General features: G+C 42.8%; 17 protein-coding genes. 1 reads left to right on the top strand and 16 read right to left on the bottom strand.

The annotated features are described in order from the left end of the window. The 11 genes from FD12_RS02900 to rpsO all read right to left on the bottom strand — a co-directional run. A partial coding sequence (locus FD12_RS02900; protein WP_156404063.1) for a KxYKxGKxW signal peptide domain-containing protein occupies positions 1-4,283 on the bottom strand: 4,283 nt, incomplete at its 3' end. Positions 4,284-4,527: 244 nt separating this feature from the next. Beyond that, a complete protein-coding gene (gene argH / locus FD12_RS02895) occupies positions 4,528-5,910 on the bottom strand; it encodes an argininosuccinate lyase (protein WP_056981581.1) in 1,383 nt (460 codons plus the stop codon). Further along, on the bottom strand, positions 5,911-7,206 hold the full coding sequence (locus FD12_RS02890) for an argininosuccinate synthase (RefSeq protein ID WP_056981579.1): 1,296 nt from the start codon (positions 7,204-7,206) through the stop codon (positions 5,911-5,913). A 606-nt stretch (positions 7,207-7,812) separates the two neighbouring features. Beyond that, positions 7,813-8,124: a nucleoside triphosphate pyrophosphohydrolase family protein gene (locus tag FD12_RS02885; RefSeq protein ID WP_054748687.1), complete on the bottom strand. Its 312-nt coding sequence runs from the start codon at positions 8,122-8,124 to the stop codon at positions 7,813-7,815. A gap of 1 nt (position 8,125) precedes the next feature. After that, positions 8,126-8,704, bottom strand: a complete 579-nt coding sequence (gene yihA, locus FD12_RS02880; RefSeq protein WP_054748688.1) for a ribosome biogenesis GTP-binding protein YihA/YsxC — start codon at positions 8,702-8,704, stop codon at positions 8,126-8,128. An 80-nt stretch (positions 8,705-8,784) separates the two neighbouring features. Next, complete coding sequence (gene clpX / locus FD12_RS02875) at positions 8,785-10,032, bottom strand: ATP-dependent Clp protease ATP-binding subunit ClpX (protein ID WP_186825955.1); 1,248 nt, start codon at positions 10,030-10,032, stop codon at positions 8,785-8,787. Positions 10,033-10,184: 152 nt separating this feature from the next. After that, positions 10,185-11,516 (bottom strand): trigger factor, encoded by a 1,332-nt coding sequence (tig, locus tag FD12_RS02870; RefSeq protein WP_056981577.1) that lies wholly within the window; start codon positions 11,514-11,516, stop codon positions 10,185-10,187. Positions 11,517-11,866: 350 nt separating this feature from the next. Next, on the bottom strand, positions 11,867-13,054 hold the full coding sequence (tuf, locus tag FD12_RS02865; RefSeq protein ID WP_056981575.1) for an elongation factor Tu: 1,188 nt from the start codon (positions 13,052-13,054) through the stop codon (positions 11,867-11,869). Between the two features lie 182 nt (positions 13,055-13,236). After that, positions 13,237-14,151: a hypothetical protein gene (locus tag FD12_RS02860; RefSeq protein ID WP_056981573.1), complete on the bottom strand. Its 915-nt coding sequence runs from the start codon at positions 14,149-14,151 to the stop codon at positions 13,237-13,239. Positions 14,152-14,236: 85 nt separating this feature from the next. Then, positions 14,237-15,967 carry a ribonuclease J gene (locus tag FD12_RS02855; RefSeq protein WP_056981570.1) on the bottom strand — a complete coding sequence of 577 codons (1,731 nt, stop codon included), beginning with the start codon at positions 15,965-15,967 and terminating at the stop codon, positions 14,237-14,239. Positions 15,968-16,142: 175 nt separating this feature from the next. Next, on the bottom strand, positions 16,143-16,412 hold the full coding sequence (rpsO, locus tag FD12_RS02850; protein WP_008855546.1) for a 30S ribosomal protein S15: 270 nt from the start codon (positions 16,410-16,412) through the stop codon (positions 16,143-16,145). A gap of 241 nt (positions 16,413-16,653) precedes the next feature. On the opposite strand from rpsO, the gene rpsT reads away from it, so the two are divergent. Next, positions 16,654-16,908 (top strand): 30S ribosomal protein S20, encoded by a 255-nt coding sequence (gene rpsT / locus FD12_RS02845; RefSeq protein ID WP_054748696.1) that lies wholly within the window; start codon positions 16,654-16,656, stop codon positions 16,906-16,908. Positions 16,909-17,089: 181 nt separating this feature from the next. Here rpsT and holA read toward each other — a convergent pair whose 3' ends face one another. From holA to FD12_RS02820, 5 genes are read right to left on the bottom strand one after another with little or no spacing between them, the layout of a single operon-like run. Then, positions 17,090-18,109, bottom strand: a complete 1,020-nt coding sequence (holA, locus tag FD12_RS02840; protein ID WP_056981569.1) for a DNA polymerase III subunit delta — start codon at positions 18,107-18,109, stop codon at positions 17,090-17,092. Further along, complete coding sequence (locus FD12_RS02835) at positions 18,109-20,310, bottom strand: DNA internalization-related competence protein ComEC/Rec2 (protein WP_307725451.1); 2,202 nt, start codon at positions 20,308-20,310, stop codon at positions 18,109-18,111. The genes holA and FD12_RS02835 overlap by 1 nt, the downstream gene beginning before the upstream one ends. 50 nt (positions 20,311-20,360) lie before the next feature. Then, positions 20,361-20,837, bottom strand: coding sequence for a ComE operon protein 2 (locus FD12_RS02830; protein ID WP_225427285.1), 477 nt, complete (start codon positions 20,835-20,837; stop codon positions 20,361-20,363). Positions 20,838-20,885: 48 nt separating this feature from the next. Continuing rightward, positions 20,886-21,614: a helix-hairpin-helix domain-containing protein gene (locus tag FD12_RS02825; protein WP_054748698.1), complete on the bottom strand. Its 729-nt coding sequence runs from the start codon at positions 21,612-21,614 to the stop codon at positions 20,886-20,888. A gap of 58 nt (positions 21,615-21,672) precedes the next feature. After that, complete coding sequence (locus FD12_RS02820; protein WP_056981567.1) at positions 21,673-22,710, bottom strand: SepM family pheromone-processing serine protease; 1,038 nt, start codon at positions 22,708-22,710, stop codon at positions 21,673-21,675. Between the last annotated feature and the right edge of the window lie 11 nt (positions 22,711-22,721).

The raw sequence follows: 22,721 nt of genomic DNA, 5'->3' as shown, positions 1-22,721 counted from the left end.
TTCGCATAATCAGAAGCTGCACTGGCAGCCGCTTGCGCTGAGTTGTTGGCATTCGCCGCACTGGTGGCCGCCGCATTGGCACTGGCTGCGGCACTATCGGCGGTACTGATAGCCGTTGCCCGACCGGCGGCATCATGAGCAGTTGCTGCATCGGTAACCGCGGCATTCTTTTGATCCGTGGCATCATCAGCAGCATCACTTGCAATAGTATTTGCAGAAATCGCAGCATCGGCACCACTCTTAGCATCATCAAGGGTAGTTGCACTTGCTGCAAAACTAGAAGCCTTGGCAGCATCCGAAGCAGCCGCATTGGCTTTATTATAAGCAGCCTCCGCACTTGCTGCTGCAGCTGCAGCAGATGTCGCCGCATCACTAGCTGCTTTCGCATCGCCAGCAACTACTGCATTACTGTCGCTCTTGGCATCATTAGCAGCTATTGCCTCATCACTAGCCGCGGATGCTTCAGCAGATTGAGCAGCCGCATTGGCTTCAGAAGCAGCGCTGGCAGCATTAGCTGCACTCGTGGCCGCATCAGCAGCCGCATTTTTCTCATCATTAATAATATCAGTTGTAACGCGCCCGGAAGCATCCGAAGCGGTGTCTCGATTAGTATTAATCTTGGTAAGATCGTCTTTGACACTCCCTGCATCACTAGTTGCCTTACTCTGGGCTGACAAGGCTGCTTTAGCATCTGAAGTAGCGGAATCATCCGCTTGATCACTGGCAGTCTTAGCTTGATCAGATGCATCTGAAGCATCACTCTTCGCATTCTTATAATTCGTATCAGCATCAACCGCCGCATCCGATGCAATTTTAGCATCACTCGCAGCAGCTGCGTCACTTGGGAACAATGCAGATTCACTTTCAGCTTGAGAAGCATACGCATCGGCCGACAGAGCAGCATTTGAAGCATTCGTCGCATCTGCCGCAGCTGAATTAGCATGCTTCTTCGTATCATTAGCAATCGCCTTAATAGCAGCCTGAATAGCGGCAATCGTGCTGGCAACATAACCATCAACAAATGCGGTTCCAGTTGGTTGGCCACCCAGACCAGATGTGGCACTGTAGTTTGAGGCAGTTCCATCATCACTCGCACTATAAGTGACATCAGCAACCTTAATCGTCACGGTATTATTACCCACAGTAATAACTGGAATGGTTCCGTTTGTCATGAAGTAAGTAGAATTGGTTTGATCATAAGCAGCGTTACCGCCTGCCTCAAAGGCAGCATTAGCCAATCCTGCCTCATCATTATACGCTTTGATATATGCCTGCTGGGCAGCATTTGAACCAGTCCCCAGTAAGAAAGCTGCGATCTTATCCTTATAAGCCGCTAATTGAACACTATCTAATTTAGTTTCATCACCGGTGAATGTTTTAGTAGTTGACGTAATCGTCGCAACATCACCGTTATGCTGCGTATGTGAAATATCGTCTGCATCCGCCTGACCATAACCAGTAGCATGTGTCGATTGCAAGAATTCGATTGCCCGAACATAATCACCAGCCGCAGAAATTGAAGTTGCAGCCATTGGCGCATTATACTTACCGGTCGTGGCATCATATGTGACAATCCCAGAAGTTCCTTCGTTAGCAAACTTCGGTCCATTGTTGGCATCAGGAGTTGCATCAGGATTGGCAATGTAGTCTGCCTGAGCTTGTTTCAATGCATTAACTTCGGCATTGTATAAATCTAAAATGGTTTGCAAGGCACCTTTAGCTGATGGTGTATAGTGTGGATTTGTTGTGTCCGAGGAATCAAGATTTTTATCAAAAGCGCCTTCAGTAAGTAATTCGCTCATTTCTGTATCTGATAAAGTACCAGCCGGTAATGCATTAACAATTTCAGTGGCCGTAGACTTAACGGTATCGGAGGCAATATCGTTAACAGCTTCATTAACAATCGGTTGGGCAATCTTAGAAGCCCATGCATAGCCGATTGCTTCAACAAACAATGTATCGCTACCAGCCGCTTGTGCTGTGTTGGCAATGGCTTCTGGATTTGACGAGTTAGCTGTATAACCAGCTACGCTACTAAAATCAGGGGCTGGTTTACCATTTAAGACATGGTCAATCGCTTCGTTAACACCCTTTTGGAAGTGTAGTGAAATCGCATTACGAATGCCATAAGCAATGTCCAAGTAAACACCGTTAATAACTGATGAATCAACAGTCTTTCCAAAGCCAAAGGTATTAATCAAACTGTTAAGCGAAGCATTGAGTTCCAGCGCTTCAGTCAAAGTCCCTGGGATCGCAATCGACCCGTTCACGTTACCAGTTGATCCAGCCTGACTATTGCCTTGATTACCACCAAGAGAACGAATATCACTCAACGCTTGTTTCATAATTCCGTTTTGAATGTTCGTAATCGCAATTCCAATGAAAGTATTGATCACGTCAATACTTGTCTGAGCATCTTGCGTAATGTCTTTATTATATGAAGTAGTGAGAGTTGCGTTGGCATCAGTTGGTGTTGTTGCTGTTTTACTGAAGATATCATTATTGTCATTAACCGGATTATTAAATAACGCTCCTCCAGCTTTAATGAGAGCGGCAAGATCTCCCCAACCGTTCGTAGTATTATGCAAGTCTGTTGGATCGTATGCAGCATTTTTATCATTAACCAGGGCATCAGCATATGTTGGATCATTGACGTTGTTTTTAACCTGATTTAAATAAGAATTGATTTCTTCGCAGTAAGTTTTCAAAATTGCTGCAAAGCCAGCATTGTAGTCAGTTGTGTTGAATGTTCCATTTTTATCAGACAAACCGCTATTGGCATCCCAATAATTACCAATATAATGATGATAAATGGTTTGGCCATCCGTACAAGGTTCTGTATAGCCTGAAGGCCAAGCAAGACTGCCATCGGCATTAAGCATGGTTCCATTAGTTGATATAAATGCCTCAAGAATAGCTGCCATTTTAGGAATAAGCGTTATATTCGTTGCAATATCCACTGGTGAACTCGTTCCGAGCGTAAAGTTAAAAATTGAGTCTAACTGTTTATCCCCATTTTGCAGTCCAAATGCATATGAAGCAGAACTTGTATCCACTGCACTCGTTGTCGACAACGACAGGCTTACACCTGCCTTAGCAATCGCCGACTGAAGCGTCGATAACTGATCAGTTGACAAGCCGGCAACATTGATGGTTGATCCGTTGGTAATCTTACCTTCCTTAACCAATTCATTGAAGGCATTTGAAATGGCATCCGCACTGGCTGCTTTCTCAGCCGCCGCATCTGCAGCCTTCTGGGCATCGGTTTCATTCAAGGTAATCTTCTGCCCAGAAGAAGCAATAGCAGTTTTCAAGGCCGTCAATTGAGCCGTTGTTAATTTGGTGACATCAATAGTGGAATTATTGACGGTAATATTGTCTTGCTTTAACAAGTCGTTCAGCGAATCGGTTGCCTTTGCAGCTGCGGCATCAGCTGCCTTTTGTGCATCGGTTTCATTAACTGTCAATTTTTGACCTGAAGCCGCCAAAGCAGCCTTCAATGCCGTCAACTGATCAGACGTCAATTTGCTGGCATCGATTGTTGAACCGTTGACGTTGATGTTATCTTGTTTCAACAGACTATTCAGTGTATCAGTTGCCTTAGCCTGATCTGATTTGGATAGGCTGGCGGCTTGACTAGTACCACTGGCAGCGTTCGATGCACCACTCGTTTCACTAGCAGCCTTACTTGCATCTGACTTGGCATTTGCTGTGCTGGTACCAGAATTCGTTGCCCCCGATTCAGCGGATGTTGCAGCTTTGGAACTTGCTGCCGAAGCATCGCTAGGTTGAGCAGAAGTTGACGATTGTTGCGCATTGCTGGTGGCCGTACTATCAGAAGCAACCGCCTGACTTGCCTGACTCACCGCAGCACTGGCTGTTGAAGTTGCTTTAACTGCATCCGAACTGCTTGTGCTTGAAGCATTTGTAGTAGCGGTTGTGCTTGTCTTATCGGCACTTGTACTCGTTGTGTCATTTGATGAGTTTGCCGTGGATCCAGCTTCAGAAGTCGCTGCGGTACTGGTCCCCTGACTGTTCGCGGCTGCTGATGTATCATTAGCCGCTGATTTGACCAGTGTCGTACTCGTAGTGGCTTCACTCTTTGCCAATTCAGCCTGGGTATCGGCATGAACGGAAACCCCTGATAACATAAATGAACCTAAAGACAACATAAAAAGGCTAGCAAACACCCATTTCTTGCCAACCTTGTACATTTTGTAGTGCAAATCTGTTTTTTCAGATTTCCCCCACAAATTATTTCGCGAACAATTATTTCGTCGCATTGGTGAACCCCCTTGAATAATTTGTTGCACTTATTAATATTTAATTATCAAACCAGCAAAAACCATTACTTACTGATCTACAGCACTATAATACCACCATAATTAATTAAGGTGAAGAATTATTACACACCATTTAAATTAATAGCACAGATGCCTTACTCTCTGTTTTAAAGACCTATTTGTGCCAAAAAACAGCCACACTTGATGTGTCACTTACGACCATCAAACGTAGCTGTTTTTAAGACTAATTATTCAATTCTTTTTTCGCATTTTCAATCTGCAGCTTAACCTGGTCAAAGCCAGTGCCGCCCAGTGAATGCCGCCGTTCAACCGCCACCTCTGACTTGAGATCGTGATAAACGTCTGCTTCGATTTTAGGGGAGGCTGCTTGCAAGTCTGCTAAAGACATGTCCTGAAGATTTTGATGCGTTTGCAATCCCTTAAGGACCAACTGACCCACAATCCCGTGTGCCTGCCGAAACGGAACGCCCTTAGCTGCCAAATAATCGGCTAGCTCGGTGGCATTGGAAAAATCATTTTCAGTGGCTTGTTTCATCCGTTCAACGTTTGGTTTTGCAGTCTTCAACATCCCATTGAAAACTTTCAACGCTGGCAGCAAGGTTTTGACGGTATCAAAGACGCCTTCTTTATCTTCCTGCAAATCCTTGTTGTAAGCAAGCGGCAAGGATTTCATCGTGGCTAGTAATTGCATCAAGTGGCCATATACCCGACCCGTTTTACCTCGGATCAACTCGGCCATATCCGGATTCTTCTTTTGAGGCATAATCGAACTGCCAGTGGTGTAGGCATCACTGAGTTCAAGATACTTAAACTCATGGCTGACCCACATGCTGATTTCTTCGCAAAAACGAGATAAATGCAGCATCAAAATGGAACTGTTGCTTAAGAATTCCAGCGCGAAGTCCCGATCAGAAACGGCGTCCAGCGAGTTGGCATAGACAGCATCAAAGCCGAGTTCCTGAGCCGTGTATTCCCGGTCAATTGGGAAAGTGGTTCCGGCAAGCGCGGCAGCTCCAAGCGGTAAGATATCAGTATGCTTCATATTGAATTCAAACCGTTCCTTATCCCGTTTCAGCATTTGGTAATAAGCCATTAAGTAATGACCATAAGAAATTGGTTGGGCATGTTGCAAATGCGTATATCCTGGCATGATGGTCTCAACATTTTTTTCAGCCATCTCAACCAGCGTTTGCTGTAAAGTTGTGATTTCGTCAATCACTTTTGGCAGCCGCTTCTTGAGGTATAAATGGAAATCAGTGGCAACCTGGTCGTTTCGTGAACGGGCAGTGTGCAGCTTACCAGCGACTGGACCGATCTTCTCAGTCAACAGTGCCTCAATATTCATATGAATATCTTCATTTTCAACCGTGAAGTGTAATTTGCCAGCATGCAACTCATCTCGCAGGTCTTCCAGTCCTTGAACAATCTGGTCAACATCTGACTCATTCAAAATTTTCGTATGACCCAACATCTTCACATGGGCAAGTGAGCCTTCGATATCCTCTTCAGCCATCAACTGATCAAAGGAAATCGAGGCACCAAACTCGTCCACCCATTTGGATGCCTGGGCTTGAAACCGGCCGCCCCAAAGTTTCTTAGTACTCATCTATTTTTTAGCTCCCGTATGTGTGGAATATTGATCGTGAACCGTCACCTTGTCTTTTAATTGTGATTTGGTAACGGCTTGAACAAACTGTGCTTGTTTGTTTTTGAGTTGAACTTGTTGATAAACCTGAGTTGGTAGTCCCCAGAGCTTGATGAATCCTTTAGCAGCTTCTTGATCGAATGAATCAGAAGACGTGTAAGTTGCCAAATCCTTGTCATAGAGTGACGAATCTGATTTACGGCCAAGTACCATGACGTTGCCTTTGAATAATTGCAATTTGATGATGCCGTTCACGACTTCTTGTGACTTGTCGATAAAGGCCTGAATTGAATCCATCAATGGTGAGAACCAAAGGGCATTATAGACGAGTTCGCTGAGTTGCTTCTCAACAGTTGGCTTGAAATGAGCTAAGTCACGCTCAAACGTTAAGTCTTCCAATTCTTTGTGGGCTTTGAGCAATACAGTTGCTGCAGGGGCTTCATATACCTCACGAGATTTAATCCCAACCAAACGGTTTTCAATGTGGTCGATTCGGCCAACGCCATTTTCACCGGCAATCTTGTTCAAATCCTGAATGATGTCAGCGAACTTCATCTTTTTACCGTCCAATTCAACTGGAATTCCCTTTTCAAAAGTAATTTGCACTTCCGTTGGTGTATCCGGGGTGTTTTCAATTGGGTTAGTGATTGCAAAGGCATCTTCTGGCGCACTCTGCCATGGATCTTCCAAGATACCGGCTTCGTTAGCTCGGCCCCAGATGTTGGCATCGATTGAATATGGTGAGTCAAGGTCGATTGGAATCGGAATGTTGTGGTCCTTAGCGTATTCAATTTCTTGTTCACGAGACCAGTGCCAGTCACGAACTGGGCTGAGAACTTCAAGTTGGGGATCAAGCCCATGAATCGCAACTTCGAAACGAACCTGATCATTTCCTTTTCCAGTACAGCCATGAGCAACGGCAACTGCGTGCTCTTGATGGGCAACTTCAACTAACGTTTTAGAAATAAGGGGGCGTGACAAAGCAGAGATCAATGGATATGATCCTTCGTACATTGCGTTAGCTTTTAAAGCAACGGCTGCATAGTTGTCGGCAAATTCATCTAAGGCGTCAATTACGTATGCTTTGACGGCACCAACGTTTAAAGCCTTTTGCTTAATAAAATTAAGGTCCTTGCCTTCACCAACATTGATACAGCAAGCAACAACGTCATACCCTTTGTCCTTCAGCCAAGCAATTGCAACGGATGTGTCCAAGCCACCGGAGTAAGCTAGGATTACTTTATTATTTTCTGTCATGTTAAAACCCCTTATCTGTGTAGTGAGCGGAGCAAAGCGGTTAGAAGTCGGAGTGTAAGGCTCCACGGAGGGAAATTCCTGGTTCTGAAATTTTTCTCCGTGGTGATTACATGCAGACTTCTGCTTTGCGCAGCTGTCCTAATATAGTGAGCGGATCCAAGCGATTAGAAGTCGGAGCGTAAGGCTCCTTGGAGGGAAATTCCCGATTTTGGAATTTTTCTTCGAGGTGCTTACGCGCAGACTTCTGCTTGGAGGAGCTGTCCTAATATAGTGAGCGAATCCAGGCGGTTAGGGATCGGAGTGTAAGGCTCCTCGAACAGAAATTCCGGTTTTGGGAATTTTTGTTTGAGGTGCTTATGCGCAGATCTCTGCCTGGAGGAGCCGTCCTATAAAGTTAATAGTAATGAGGTTAACACCGATATTCATTAATTGCAACCTTTTTTATGATTTATTCAATATTTTGATAAATATTATCCGTAATATACATTTTGAATGAAAATACGTCCCTTAAATGCCAATTTGGGTTTTCTAACTTCACAAAATCAATTGTTAATAAAAAGCCCAAATCAGATATTTGACTACCTAACTTGGACACTTGAAATGATTTTAGATATTAACTTGATTGACGCCGCCCAATTGTGAGGGGTAACGTTTCTTGAGCCGTTTGATATTATCTTCAGCGACCTTATCGAAGGGAATGTCAGCCCATTCGGAAATTTGGGATAAGTACCATAGCACATCCCCCATCTCTTTAATGAGTTGATCGTGATCTAATTTTTCACTCTGAAATGTATATTTACGAATTAAGTCAGCCACTTCACCGGATTCGCCGGTTAAACCCAGCGCACAATTAGTGAGCACCTGCTCTTTGCCCATCAAAGTCCGGTTCGCCGCCTTTTGGTATTCATCAAAATCCATTTTACATTCTCCCCTCAATCCACTGCCAGACTTCGTTTTTACCAGCCTTTGTCAATGCTGAAAACAGGACAAAATCTTCATCATTAATTTGCAAAGTCTTTTTAATCAATGATTCTTGTTTGTTCCATTTACCCTTAGAAATTTTATCCATTTTAGTGGCAACTGTTAAGACATCGATGCCATAGTAAACCAGCCATTCGTGCATCGAAATATCATCGTCAGTTGGGGCGTGGCGACCATCCACAAGGGCAATCACGCCTCTGAGTTGATCGCGCTTGGTCAAGTAAGTCTCGATCATCTTGCCCCACTTTTCCCGACTTGCTTTGGATGCCTTTGCATAACCATATCCAGGCACATCAACAAAGTATAATTTATCATCAATATTGTAAAAATTGAGTGTCTGGGTCTTCCCGGGTTGACTTGACGTCCGGGCAAACTTTCGTCGGTTAATCAGCACATTGGTCAATGAAGATTTGCCGACATTAGACCGACCAACAAGTGCAATCTCTGGAAACATGGTATTTGGATACTGTTTTTCTGCCACCGCGCTTATTGTCAAATCGACATTTTGAACCTCCATCAAACCACTCCTTTAATTTGTCATTAAAATAAAAAAGTCCGATCGCAAACTAACTAAAGCTTACATCAGACTTTCTCGAATTACGATGCCTTTTTCAAAATCAGCTCTGGTTCTTTATGATCAGTCACCGTTTCAGGTGTAATGATAACTTTTGATACGTCCTTACGGCTTGGCAAATCGAACATAATGTCTCGCATTGTGTCTTCAATGATTGACCGTAAACCACGAGCACCGGTGTTTCTTGAGATAGCCAGTTCAGCCATCTTAGTCAACGCACCAGGTGCAAATTCCAGTTCGGCGCCATCAAGCTCGATCAATTTCTTGTATTGTTTAACCAATGCATTCTTAGGCTCAGTCAAAATCCGAACAAGATCTTTCTCGTCCAATTTATCTAATGCAGTCAAGATTGGCAAACGACCGATGAATTCTGGAATCAATCCAAACTTCAGCAAGTCTTCTGGAATCACGGCCTGCATGATATTGCGGTTATCAAGATCGGGTGCTTTGTCAGAATCGGTTCCAAAACCAATTGTCTTGTCGCCTAAACGACTCTTGACAATCCCTTCAATCCCATCAAATGCACCACCAACAATGAACAAAATGTTGGTTGTGTCGATTTGAATAAACTCTTGTTGAGGATGCTTACGACCACCCTGAGGCGGAACGTTGGCAATTGTCCCTTCAAGAATCTTGAGCAGAGCTTGTTGAACACCTTCACCGGAAACGTCACGGGTAATTGAAACATTCTCTGACTTCTTGGCAATCTTATCGATTTCATCAATGTAGATGATCCCATGTTCAGCCCGCTCAACATCATAATCGGCATTTTGCAATAGTTTTAAGAGGATGTTTTCAACATCTTCACCAACATAACCAGCTTCGGTCAATGTAGTCGCATCAGCGATTGCAAACGGTACGTTTAAAATCTTGGCAAGCGTCTGTGCCAGGTAAGTTTTACCTGAACCAGTTGGTCCAATGATACAAATGTTACTCTTTTGGAGTTCCAAATCTTCATCAGGCTCGCTGATCATTTCATTCACTCGCTTGTAGTGGTTGTAAACCGCTACTGAAAGGGTTCGTTTAGCGTTATCTTGACCGATCACAAATTCATTTAATTTATCCAAGATTTGCTTAGGTGTCAAAACTTTGAGTAAATCTTCTGAAGACTTCTCAGGAGCAAGCTCCTCGTCAATAATTTCTTTACATAAATCAATACATTCATTACAAATGTAGACGCCTGGACCAGCGACAATTTTCTTTACTTGGTCTTGGGTTTTACCACAAAACGAACAAGTAATGGGTCCGCTTGATTCGTTATCTTCAAACAATATAGTCACTCCTCCATCCGAGATGGACTTTAATCACTTTTATCAATCAACTATTTGATACTTTATCATACCACGGTGAAATTGCAATCAGAAGGCTTGACCACTCCCGAAAAAAAGATCCGTCTGATTAACGGATCTCCTTAGGAAGAAAACTATTTTTCTGAGCTGTCTTCTTTATCCTTTGAATCATCTTTTGCTTTAGCGTCTTGCTTTGAAGAATCAACAATCATGTCAATTGCTTGCTTGATCGCAATATCATGCTTCAACATATCATCAGTCAAAGCTTTACGAACAGCGTCTTCCTTCATTCCGTATTGTTTAGCTAAATCTTTAACTTCAGCCTTAACATCATCTTCTGAAGGCTCGATGTTTTCTTTGTCAACAATTGCTTCAAGAACAAGGTTGGTCTTAACACGCTTTTCAGCGCCATCTGAGAATTGCTTCTTCAGATCTTCAGGCTTCGTTCCAGTTAACTGGAAGTACATCTGTTGGTTAATTCCTTGTTGTTGCATGCCAGCAAGATATTGATCCATTTGACGTTGGATATCTTCGTTGATCATGGCTTCTGGAATATCTTTGACTTCAGCGTTATCAGTTGCTTCACTGATGGCTGCGTCTTCGATTGCGTCGCGGGCTTCGCTCTTCTTCTGTTTCTTTAAGTCGTCCTTGATCTTCTCTTTTAATTCTTCAAGGCTGTCGACATCTTCATCAACATCCTTTGCAAAGTCATCATCCAACTTAGGTAATTCCTTAGTCTTAACTTCGTGAATCTTAGTTTCGAAAACGGCATCCTTACCAGCTAATTCCTTAGCTTGGTAATCCTTAGGGAAGGTCACCTTAACTTCAACATCTTCGCCTGCTTTGTGACCAATCAATTGATCTTCAAAACCAGGGATGAATGAGTTGGAACCTAACTCTAGTGAATGGTTTTCAGCCTTACCACCTTCAAATGGCTTGCCGTCAACTTTTCCTTCAAAATCGATGACAACTGTGTCACCTTTTTCAGCAGCCTTGCCTTCTTTAAGAACAAGTTCTGCTTGGCTTTCACGCTTCTTTTCCAATTCAGCGTCAACGTCTTTTTGGTATACCCGAGTGTTTTGCTTAGGAACACTCAAGCCTTTGTAATCACCAAGCTTAACTTCTGGCTTAACGGTCACATTAGCCTTGATAACCCATGGCTTGCCCTTTTCCATTGATTCAACATTGATCTTAGGTTGATCAACGGGTTCGATTTTGGCTTCACTAACAGCCTTTGAATATTCATCTGGAAGTAAGATGTTCAAAGCATCTTCGTACAATGCTTCTTCACCATACATCTTGGTGAAAATTGAGCGGGGAACCTTGCCCTTACGGAATCCAGGTACCCGGATGCTCTTCTTGTTCTTTTCAAATGCACGATCTAAACCATTTTTAATTGAGTCAGCACCAATTTCGAAAGTTAATTCTCCATCATTGGTACCCTTCTTTTCCCATTTTGCAGACATTCTTTTTCCTCCGAGACGAAAAGATTATTTTTACAATTCATAATTGCATAACATTGTTATTTTAACGTATTAACAGTGAAATGTAAAATTTATTTCCTGAACACATCTATATTGTATCAGCTTTTTTGAACCCCGTTTTAATCAATTGTTCGGCTTCAGCGTGACGCCTAGCGACCTATTCAATTCCCAATCGAACAACTTAGTGGTATCAGAATAATTTGTGGTCATGTCCGGAACGCCAGAAATCGTAATCGAATATTACTGTTACAATTGATCCAAAAATATACTGAGACAGCAAAAAAGCCATGAGGAAAATCCTCACAGCTTCGTGCGGTCATTAGCTTAGCGAACTAGTCGTTAACATCACTAACAACACCGGCACCAACGGTATGGCCACCTTCACGGATGGTAAACTTAGTACCCTTTTCAATGGCAACTGGCTTCGTTAATTCAACTTGGAATGTAACGTTATCACCAGGCATAACCATTTCAACGCCCTTTTCTAGTTCAATAACACCGGTAACATCGGTGGTATGGAAGTAGAATTGTGGACGATAGTTTGAGAAGAATGGCGTATGACGGCCACCTTCTTCTTTAGTCAAGATATAAACTTGGCCTTCGAACTTCTTGTGGGTCTGGATTGAACCAGGAGCAGCAAGAACTTGTCCACGGACAACTTGGTCACGGTCGATACCACGAAGAAGAACACCAACGTTATCTCCGGCTTGACCTTGATCCAATGTCTTACGGAACATTTCGAGTCCAGTAACAGTTGACTTAAGGGGTTGATCATTCAAACCAACAATTTCAACTTCGTCACCGACTTTAACAGTACCACGATCGATACGGCCAGATGCAACAGTACCACGACCAGTGATAGTGAAGACATCTTCAACTGGCATCAAGAATGGTTTGCTGTCATCACGTTCTGGAGTTGGAATGTATTCATCAACAACATCCATTAAGTGAAGAATAACTTCTTCTTGTTCCTTGTCGCCTTCAAGGGCCTTAAGAGCTGACCCACGGATGACAGGAATATCATCACCAGGATAATCGTATTCAGAAAGTAATTCACGAACTTCCATCTCAACCAAGTCAACCAATTCGTCATCATCAACTAAATCAGTCTTGTTCAAGAATACAACGATGTAATCAACACCAACTTGGTGAGCAAGCAAGATATGTTCACGAGTTTGTGGCATTGGGCCATCAGTTGCGGCAACAACCAAAATAGCACCATCCATTTGAGCGGCACCAGTGATCATGTTCTTAATGTAATCAGCATGTCCTGGGGCATCAATATGGGCATAGTGACGCTTTTCAGTTTCGTATTCAACGTGGGCAGTGTTGATTGTTATACCACGTTCACGTTCTTCTGGTGCTGCATCGATATCAGCGTAGTCTTCAGCTTTAGCGAGACCTTTTTCAGCTAATACCTTGGTGATAGCAGCAGTTAAAGTAGTTTTCCCGTGATCAATATGGCCAATAGTACCAATATTTACATGGGGTTTTGTTCTTTCATAATGTTCTTTTGCCATTAATGAAACCTCCTGTTGTTTTCAAGAATTACATCAATTCGCATCAATGCATTTCTAAGTGTTATTATACTACATCTTCTGGAAAAGACAAAGCAGTCAATTTTCGAAGAATCCTTAAGTATTATATCGATAGTTAATTTGTTTGTAAACAGATTATGCTCATTTTCCGAAAATAAATTTGGTTACATCAATTTAATTTTGCTTTCCTGGTCATAAATAATGCTTATCCATTTCATAATTAACCGTTGATCTGAAGTGTTGACATCAATTTGATCACCGAACGATCGCGCAACGATGGCTTGGAACCAATATTCCGGATCAGTTATCACCTTATCGAAAAATGGATAAATATAATTACTTTGTGTAAATAGTTCCTTTTCAAGTAAGGCTAATTTGATTGGATCAGACGAAGCATAATTGTCTTCAATAATATTCAAAACGGCTACTAATGAAGAATATTGATCAATGGATTTCAATTTTAGAATATTAATTTCATAGTCTCGATTGTCCAACCAATTGAGGGTAACCGAAACATTGGCTTTTATTTTGACCAATTCCAACAAAATCTGACTTTTCGGAACTTCCCATAGGAATGGATCCCTCAAAATGTTTTTCCCTGCCAATACATATTCGTCAAACGGTAGCTGTTTGGCGTCCTCCACCCGCCTCACCTGGGTATAAGCATTCAAACCACCAATATGTGCAAATTGGTTAATCTGCTGATCAAGTAATTCAGCATGTTGCTGGCGATAATTTTCTTCAGCAGCCAGAATTTGTGTCCGCCAGTCGGCAACCGATTGAGCAGCGATTTCCCTTGCGACCATAAAGTGGGCATTCTTCAGTGATATCTCGATCAATGATGGAATCCACTCGGCAACCCTGACAAATTCATCTTCATAGCGATTAATAATTGACTGAGCTTCCGCAGTCCGCTTTAGCTTAAACAACGCTTTGGTCCGTAGAAAATTAACGTCAATTTGCTTGGGATATTTGGCCAACAAATGTTCAACCTTATGCATTACCTGATTAAACCGCTGGTCGTCGTAGTCTTCTTGGGCACTCATCAGGATAACTTGATCATTCTTCGATAATTGCATTTCTTCGCCTCACAATCTTTGGACAGAAAACGAGTAATTCAAATAAATGAACCACTCGTTGCCATTTTTATTCATGTGATCGAAATTAATTTGCTGATTCCGATTTCTTCTCGTTGTTCTTTTGCTTTTTCTTGGAACGCTTATGATGTTGATTAACTTCCATTATAACTGGTAAAATCACGGGACGCCGCTTGGTTTGCTTATACAGGTAATCACTTAGATCATCCCTAACGTCCTGCTTCAAGTTACTCCAATCGAATTCTTTATGCTCAAGATTGTTGGTAACTGTCTTTTCAATAATGCCAGCTGCTTCTTTCATGAGATCCTTGTTAGCCTTAACGTAAACAAATCCTCTTGAAGTGAGCTTAGGCTCGGCAACAATCCGCTTCTTCTTGCGATCAATTGTGACGACCGCCACAAAAATACCATCTTCAGACAATACTTTTCGATCTCGCAGTACGATATTACCAATATCGCCAATTCCGATTCCGTCAATCATGGTGTCAGCAAGATCTTCACTGCCACCAACCCACATTTCGTCTTTGTTGACCGAAATCTTGTCACCTTTATTAGGAATGTAAATTTGCTTATCAGTGTAACCAATTTGCTTGGCCAGTTGTGCGTTGGCCTCCAGCAAACGATATTCACCCTGAACAGGAATAATGTACTTGGGATGTAATAAGTTAATGAGCAATTGCAAATCTGTCTGACTGGCATCACCCGATGAATTCATTTGATCGGAAATCATTTTAACTTCACCATCTGCGCGATAAACCATATCCCGAGTTTTGGCTACGGTCGTTTCCATGGCAGTTGACGGCGTTGTTGTGATGAACACCAAGTCTTTGGGCTCAATGTTGATGTCACTTTGTTCCTTATTAGCCATCCGTTGAAGGGCTTTGATCGGTTCACCCATCTTGCCGGTCTGAATGATGACAACCTTATCTGGAGCCATCTTGTTCAACTCATCGATTGAATCAATCAAGAGATCATCTTCTGGTAAGGTTAAGGTCTTCAAACGCATTGCGGTCCGAACAATTCGTTCCAAATCATGGCCCGTCAAATAAACCCGACGACCACACTTGGCAGCGGCATTAAAGACTTGTTGCATCCGCAAAATGTTGGAAGCAACACTTGCAACGATGATGCGGCTGTCCTGATAGTTAAATGTATCGTAAATGTACTCAGCAATCTGCTTTTCCGAGGCGCTTGGCTTGGGATTTTCGGCATTGCCAGAATCACTCAGTAATGCTAGAACCCCTTCATCACCCAACTGGGTTAGAGCGGAGTAATTGGTCTGATAGAGTGGAGCGGCCGTTTGATCAAATTTGAAATCACCTGTATAAACAATTGCTCCTTCAGAAGTATGAATGGCAATTCCAAGTGATCCAGGAATCGAATGGGTTGTCTTAAAGAAGGTGACCTTAACGTCATCAAAATCGATTTCACTGTGATCGCTGACAACATGGAAATCATCAAAGTTCTTTAATTGTTCAGAGTCAGCCACGTTCAATTTAGCGAGTTCAATGGTCATTTCTGAACCAAACACTGGCACATCAAATTCACTCAAGAAGTACGAAATCGCACCAATTGAGTCCGCATGCCCGTGCGTCAAAAAGACGCCCACAATTCGGTCTTTATTCTTTTCCAAATAACTAAAATCGGGAATCACAACGTCAATTCCCAGCAATTCATTTTCGGGGTATCTTAAACCACAGTCTAAAATATAGATACCGCCGTTGATGTCCACAGCATACATGTCTTTGCCGTTTTCACGGACTCCGCCAATGGGCATAATTTTTATTTCGCTTTTCATGTTTCACCTCAAAAAATAATTTGTTCTTTTTTTACGTTCGTTTTCAGCTTCTATTAGTTTACCATATTTTTCCAGAAAACCGAATTTTTAGTAAGAGATTGTTGAATAATTTAAATTTGGGCAGAAAAAAAGGATGTGTACAAAGCCGAAGCCCTGCAACATCCCTCTTCAAATATTAACGACGAATTCCTAAGCTTTGGATTAAGTCACGGTAACGTGCAACATCCTTACCACGAAGGTAAGCAAGTAGGTTACGACGATGACCAATCTTCTTCATAAGTCCACGTTGTGAATGATAATCTTTTCGATGTGTCCGCATATGTTCGTTGATTTCGTTGATATCTGCAGTCAAAACAGCGATTTGTACCTCTGCTGATCCAGTATCACCTTCATGACGCGCATACTTCTTGATAATTTCATTCTTCTTTGTTTGTGTAACTGCCATAGTTCACAACCACCTTTTCTAAAATGATCCAACAACTGAGTAAGCGGCAGTGGTCCCCGACGAACTAAGTTGAAGGTCTGTGCAACGCACAAAAAATAGTATAACGGATTTTAACGAGTAATACAAGGATATCTTACATGATACCGCTCAGTTTTGCTTGCAATCGCCTTGTCATTTTTGTATAATGATGTCTGTTGAAATTTAATGGTTATATTTAGAATGATCTTCGGAGGTGAACAAAATGCCAATTATCAAATCTGCTATCGAACGTGTTAAAACCAACGAAAAGGCCCAACGCAGAAACGCAGCTCAGTTGAGTACATACCGGACTGCTGTTAAGAAGTTTGAAAAAGCTCGAATTGCTGGTGCTGACGATACCAAGGATTTATACATCAACGCAATCAGTGCAATTGATCGCGCAAAATCAAAGGGTTTAATTAAAGCTAACAAAGCTTCACGTGACAAGTCACGTTTAACTAAGAAATTAGCAAATTAAGACTTCCAAGTTGTTAGTCAAGCTAACAACTTTTATGATACATATTCTTGCAGGACTCACCAATTTGGCGGGTTCTTTTTTATTGACAGATCTATTATAAGAGGCTCACCGTTAAAATCCAAAATTAGGATTCTAACTGGTGAGCCCGTTTTATAAATACGTTAAACGACTTTTCGTCACACTAGTGTTTCATAAACTTCAACACAAACAACTCAAACAATAATTCGGGTGACCGACTTGTCGACTTCATTTCCTTTTCAGTCTCAATCAAGCCAATATAGGCATCCCGCAGCTGATCATACTTAAATTGCCTGACCGTCTGCATGGCCAACTTCACGCGATAGGGATGAACCTTGAGCGCCGATGCCAAGTTCCCCTGCGAGTAACCATGCTTTTGTAAAATCATCACTTGAAGCAACAAGCGAAATTGTTGGACCAATACGGCGTTAATCCTAATTGGTTCGTTGTTTTCCAAAAGTAATTGCTGGTAGATGTCCATGGACTGCTTGGCATTTTTCTTCAACACCATATTCACCAAATCAAACACGTTTTGTTCCATCGATCGGCTGACTAGGCCATTTACCGAATCGATATTGATGACTTTTGTGTCGTTGTTGTAGAGGCATAATTTAGGCAGTTCCCCCATCATTGAGGTCAACTTGCCACCGGTCAGTTGCATCATTCTATCCAGTGCGTCGGGGTTAATCTTGAAGCCTTGACTCGTCACCCGCTCAGTCACCAAATGCTTGATTTCAGCTTCACGCAACTTGCCAATTTCAACTGTGGTCGCCACTTTTTTCAGTGCTTTGGTTATTTTTTTGCGTGAATCTAATTTTTCATATGGGGCGAAAATAACCATAATAGTTGACTGTTCTGGATGTTTTAAATAGTCTTCAAAATCGTCCGTGGTCTGGTCAACTTTGGTCTTAACCTTCTTCCCGGTCAAAAAGTACGGCCGATTGATCATCACTAACCGGCGCTCACCAAAGAACGGCACTGAAATGGCGTCCTCGACGGCGGCCGAGACAGCAACATCTTCCATGTCGTAATTGCCGATATTCATCGATCGTTCTTCTTCCGGAATCAGGTCAACAAACATATCTTTAATCTGTTGGGCAAGGTATTCCTGATCGCCTAAAATCAGGTAAACGGTGGCCGGATGCTCCTTATCAAACTGTTTTTTGAATTTTGAAAAATCCATTACAAGTTCCCTTCATGTTCATTTAATGTGGTTTCAAAATGACCGGAATTGTGATGATATACATATCTTACCATACCTTGCGTCTGCGTATTGTAGACCATCACCCCCGACTGTTTCAAGGTTTCTAGCGTTTCAACGTTGGGATGATGATAACGATTATTTCTTCCGGCCGAAATTAAGGCAATCTTCGGTTTGATGTGCGCAACAAACTGCGGGTCTGAAGCCGTCTTACTGCCATGATGACCAACTTTGAGCACATCGGAATGGAGCTCTGGATGGCGGGAAATGGTGTCAAGCTCTCCTGGCCGATCCAGATCACCTGTAAACAGCCAGCTTAAGCCGCCAATCGTTGCCCCAAGCACCATCGAATCATGGTTTTCACCCAGACCCGGTTCATAAGGATGATAAATGGACAATGGCAACCCATTGACCCGCATCTCGTCGTTAACTGGTAATACACGGGTAGCCCGATGACGCCCTTCAATTCGTTTCATAAAATTAGGGTTCTTGTCCATCCCCAACGGAATTAAAATAGTGCCAATCTGCATTTCTTGAATGTAGGCTGGCAAATCCCCGCAATGGTCAGCGTCCTGATGACTGACACACAAGTAATCAATCCGTGAGACGCCAATACTTTTCAAGTAGTTAATCGACAACCGTTTCGCCTGATAATTCTTCACCCCACGCTGCCATGACTGGGTGCTGAAGTCCACTTTACCACCGGTATCAATCAACGTCACAGAACGATTCATTGGTGTCCTGACGAGGAAACTATCCCCTTGCCCAATATCAAACATTGTAATTTCGCCGGTAAGTGGGAAATGAATCACCAGAAAAGTTCCAACATACAGACCACACAATCCAATCATTAATCGTTTATGATTAACTTTTTTAAGGACCAGACAAAACGTTAATAGTAGCATCGCGATCACAATCACTAAACTGGGCTTGCCAAAAGTAATCAATCCGGGCAGCGTACTGATCCAATTGAGGCCGTCATTAAACGCCTTTAATCCAAATTCTACTGGTAATACCATCATTGGCAGCACCTTCCCAGCGATAACGCCAAAGATCACCAACGGAAAAATTACTTTTCCAAACAATGGCAATACAATGATATTCACGGCCACGCTCAACAGATGCCACTCATATACGTGATAAAGCAGAATTGGTAATGTCAATAGATTCAGCAACACCGTTTGTTTTACATAGGACAAGCCATCAGACACAATTAATCCCAGTGACAACCCATAACTCAGCTGAACCCCCATCAAAAACATGGCTTCAGGCATCAAGAAGAGGTTAATCATCAGGCACAGGCTCCAAATGTCCAGCCGCGACAACCGGATTTGGAGTAATCGATTGGAGATTGCAATTACCGCCATCACAACGGCTCGAAAAAGCCCTGGTGAACCACCAGAAAAAATAAAGTAGGCAGCAATACATACCAACTCAATGCCGGCTTTCCCATATTTAGAAAGTGGCAACCACGCAAGAAACTGATTGAGAATTGCCAAGAAATAATAAACGTGCATCCCCGAAATGCTAAAAACATGCAGCAATCCCAGCTTCTTAACGCCAGTCATCTCATCAAAAAAATCTGTTTGGCGACTGCCGCTAATAAGCCCCATCGCATAGATTTGTAATGTTTTCGGCAGCGTTTCACAATAGTGATTAAATTGGCACCGTAGTCGATGAATTCGGTCCACCATTGTCAATTGCGGACTTGGCCCCAAAGAGTCAATTTCATCAACCACCACGGCTCTGGCAATCTTTTGATGGTGGTAATACTGCCGCATATCAAATTGGTTGACGTTGGTTGCAGGATTAAAATCGACCACTTTACCGCTTATTCGCAGCAATATCGGCTCATTGGATTCCAACAGCTGGCGTTTCTGTTGCTGAGTCTTGAAGCGGCCATAAAAAACGAACTTGTGAGCATCACCCGTCAATTTACCAATATAGCTAAAGCTGGCCCCGTTGGTTTTCACCATGTCCGGATAAACTTTCAACACTTGATTTTCTAATTGATCGGGTAAATCGACTTTCAGCTTCGAATTAATGCTCGTCGAAGTCACAATGAAGCCCAGAGAAACCCCAATCGTCATCACCAGCAACCCAACATTTCTGAGTGCCAGCAACCGAATCACTAACAGGATGAGCAAGATAATCCCAATGATTTTATTCCCAAACAAGGCCATACTCAAGAAGAGCATCGCCAGTGATGGAATAATTAACCAATTTCTAATCCTTAGTCAGATAAATAGGCCCCAAATGGAATTCGATCCATATCAGATTGAGTTAATTCAATTTTATTTAATGCAATATCTTTTAGTTTGATGAGCTTTTGGGCGTATTCATCATTGTGATAGTTCCTAAGGTAATTAATTTTGCGGATACCTGCCTGCAACAGCATTTTGGTGCACTGAAGACAGGGAAAATCCGTTACGTAGATCTCTGCGTTGTCTGTGCTTTCACCGAACTTCGCGCATTGCAAGATCGCATTCATTTCGGCATGAATCGTTCTGACACAATGACCATCCACCAGATAGCAACCGACATCAATACAATGGTCATCACCGGCAACTGAGCCGTTGTAGCCACCTGCAATGATCCGCTTGTCTCGAACGATCACGGCGCCGACTGATAGCCGCTCACAGGTACTCCTGGAGGCAAGCAATACTGCCTGCATCATAAAATATTGGTCCCATTTGATCCGCTTATCCATAGTTTCACCTTCCATGATGTAAATCATATCTCAAAAACGTCATCTGGGCTACACACAGATTGAAGATTTTAAATTTGCGAAGGTTTTATCACCAAAGCCAGGAACATCTTTCAACTCCTCAATTTTTTTGAATTGGCCGTGGGCTTGGCGATAAGCAATGATTTGATCGGCCTTCTTGTCACCAATCCCACTGAGTTCTTGCAGCTTGGTTTTATCCGCCGTATTCAAATTGATTTGTTGGCCACTTTGGGAATCAGAAGTTCCGTCAGCTGAACTCGTTGCTTCTGCCGCGGTGTCGCCACCACTGGCCGGAGCTTGAGGGGCTGTCGTCGTGGTCACTGGCGCCCCCTTCTCACCGCGGATGGGGACGTAAATGACCTGCTGATCACTCAATTTTTGCGCGAGGTTAATTTGTTTCTTGTCCGCAGAGCGATTATAGCCACCGGCCAAATTGATCGCGTCAACCACCCGCATATTGGCGTTAATCTGGTAAACGCCGGGATTCTTAACCGCTCCCTTAACGTCCACGTACATTTGTTGAGCCGCAGTGCTGCTGGATGCCATCGGTCGCGTACTCTCCTGAACTGCTGATTGGGACGTCGCTTGCCCACTCTGAGACGACGTCGATTCAATCGCACTGGCATCATCCATCGTTTGCTTATCACCATGACTGATCAACAAGCCACCAATTACGAACATAAACACCACAATGATTCCAACCAACCCGATCAATACTTGATAAAGATATTCATCAATAAACTCACGTATCCTATTCATACTGTTCCTCCCTTCTATCTTTTATATACGAAAAAAAGGACTAGAATTATCTAATCCTTTATTGTTTTTCTAAAATTTTGACTGCTTGAGCAAAAGTTTGAACCGGAATGACTTTCATGTTCGGGGCATATTTCTTCGCAGTTTCTTTAGCTAATTGATAATTAGTTTGATGACCCGGTTCTAACTTCAAAATTTCTTTAGTTGGTTTGATGTACGGTGCCAAGAAGATCTTTGCGCCGTGCTTTTTAGCCGTGATAATCTTTTTATCGATCCCGCCAATTTCACCGACATTTCCAAAGCCATCAACGGTCCCGGTACCGGCAACTTTTTGTCCGTGGCGCAGATCTTTGTTTGTTAATTGACTGTATATCTGCAGTGAGAACATTAATCCGCCTGAGGGGCCGCCAACATCGCCTGGGTTCACTTTGATTGGGATATTGGTTTGGACCTTCACATCATCGGTCAAAGTAATCCCAATTCCTGCCCGATGCTTGGCAATCATAATCAGCGGGGCCGTTACTTTATGGAGATGGCCGTTTCGCCGAAAAGTCACGGTAAGTCGCTGACCCAATTTTTGCTTTTTAACATAGTTCACAAAACCGGTTGAACTCTTGAAACGATGACCGTCGATCGATTCGACAACATCACCGACATGCAATTTATGACGGAATTTTGACTTCTTTTGAATATCCAAGACATAAATGCCGCGGTAGTCCAACTTAACTTCCTTGTGGGCATGTTTATAAGCCGTGTAGATTGCTTGGCCAATCGAGCTTTCCATGTAGAAATGCTGGACCTTGTCATATTCCTGCATATCTTGCCCAGCAGTTACACTCGCATCCGAAACCACTGAATAATATGGGCTTAATTTAGCGTACAAATATGTCACTGGCCGCGCCTTGGCAATGCTGACGGACATCAGCATGAACTGACCCTTATGCTTATCTGGATGATCCTTAATTGAGACAATCTTGCTTAAATTGGAAGCATCCCCAGGCCCTTCTATGTAGTTTGGCAGCGGCCAGAACAGTCCTGCCAGAACGATCACAAAAATAACCGCCCCTAACAGGTACCGTTTGAGCTTGGAATTTTTCATTGTTTTCCCAC

Source organism: Lentilactobacillus rapi DSM 19907 = JCM 15042, assembly GCF_001436255.1.
Lineage (GTDB): Bacteria > Bacillota > Bacilli > Lactobacillales > Lactobacillaceae > Lentilactobacillus > Lentilactobacillus rapi.
This window is presented reverse-complemented; position numbering and strand designations above follow the sequence as displayed.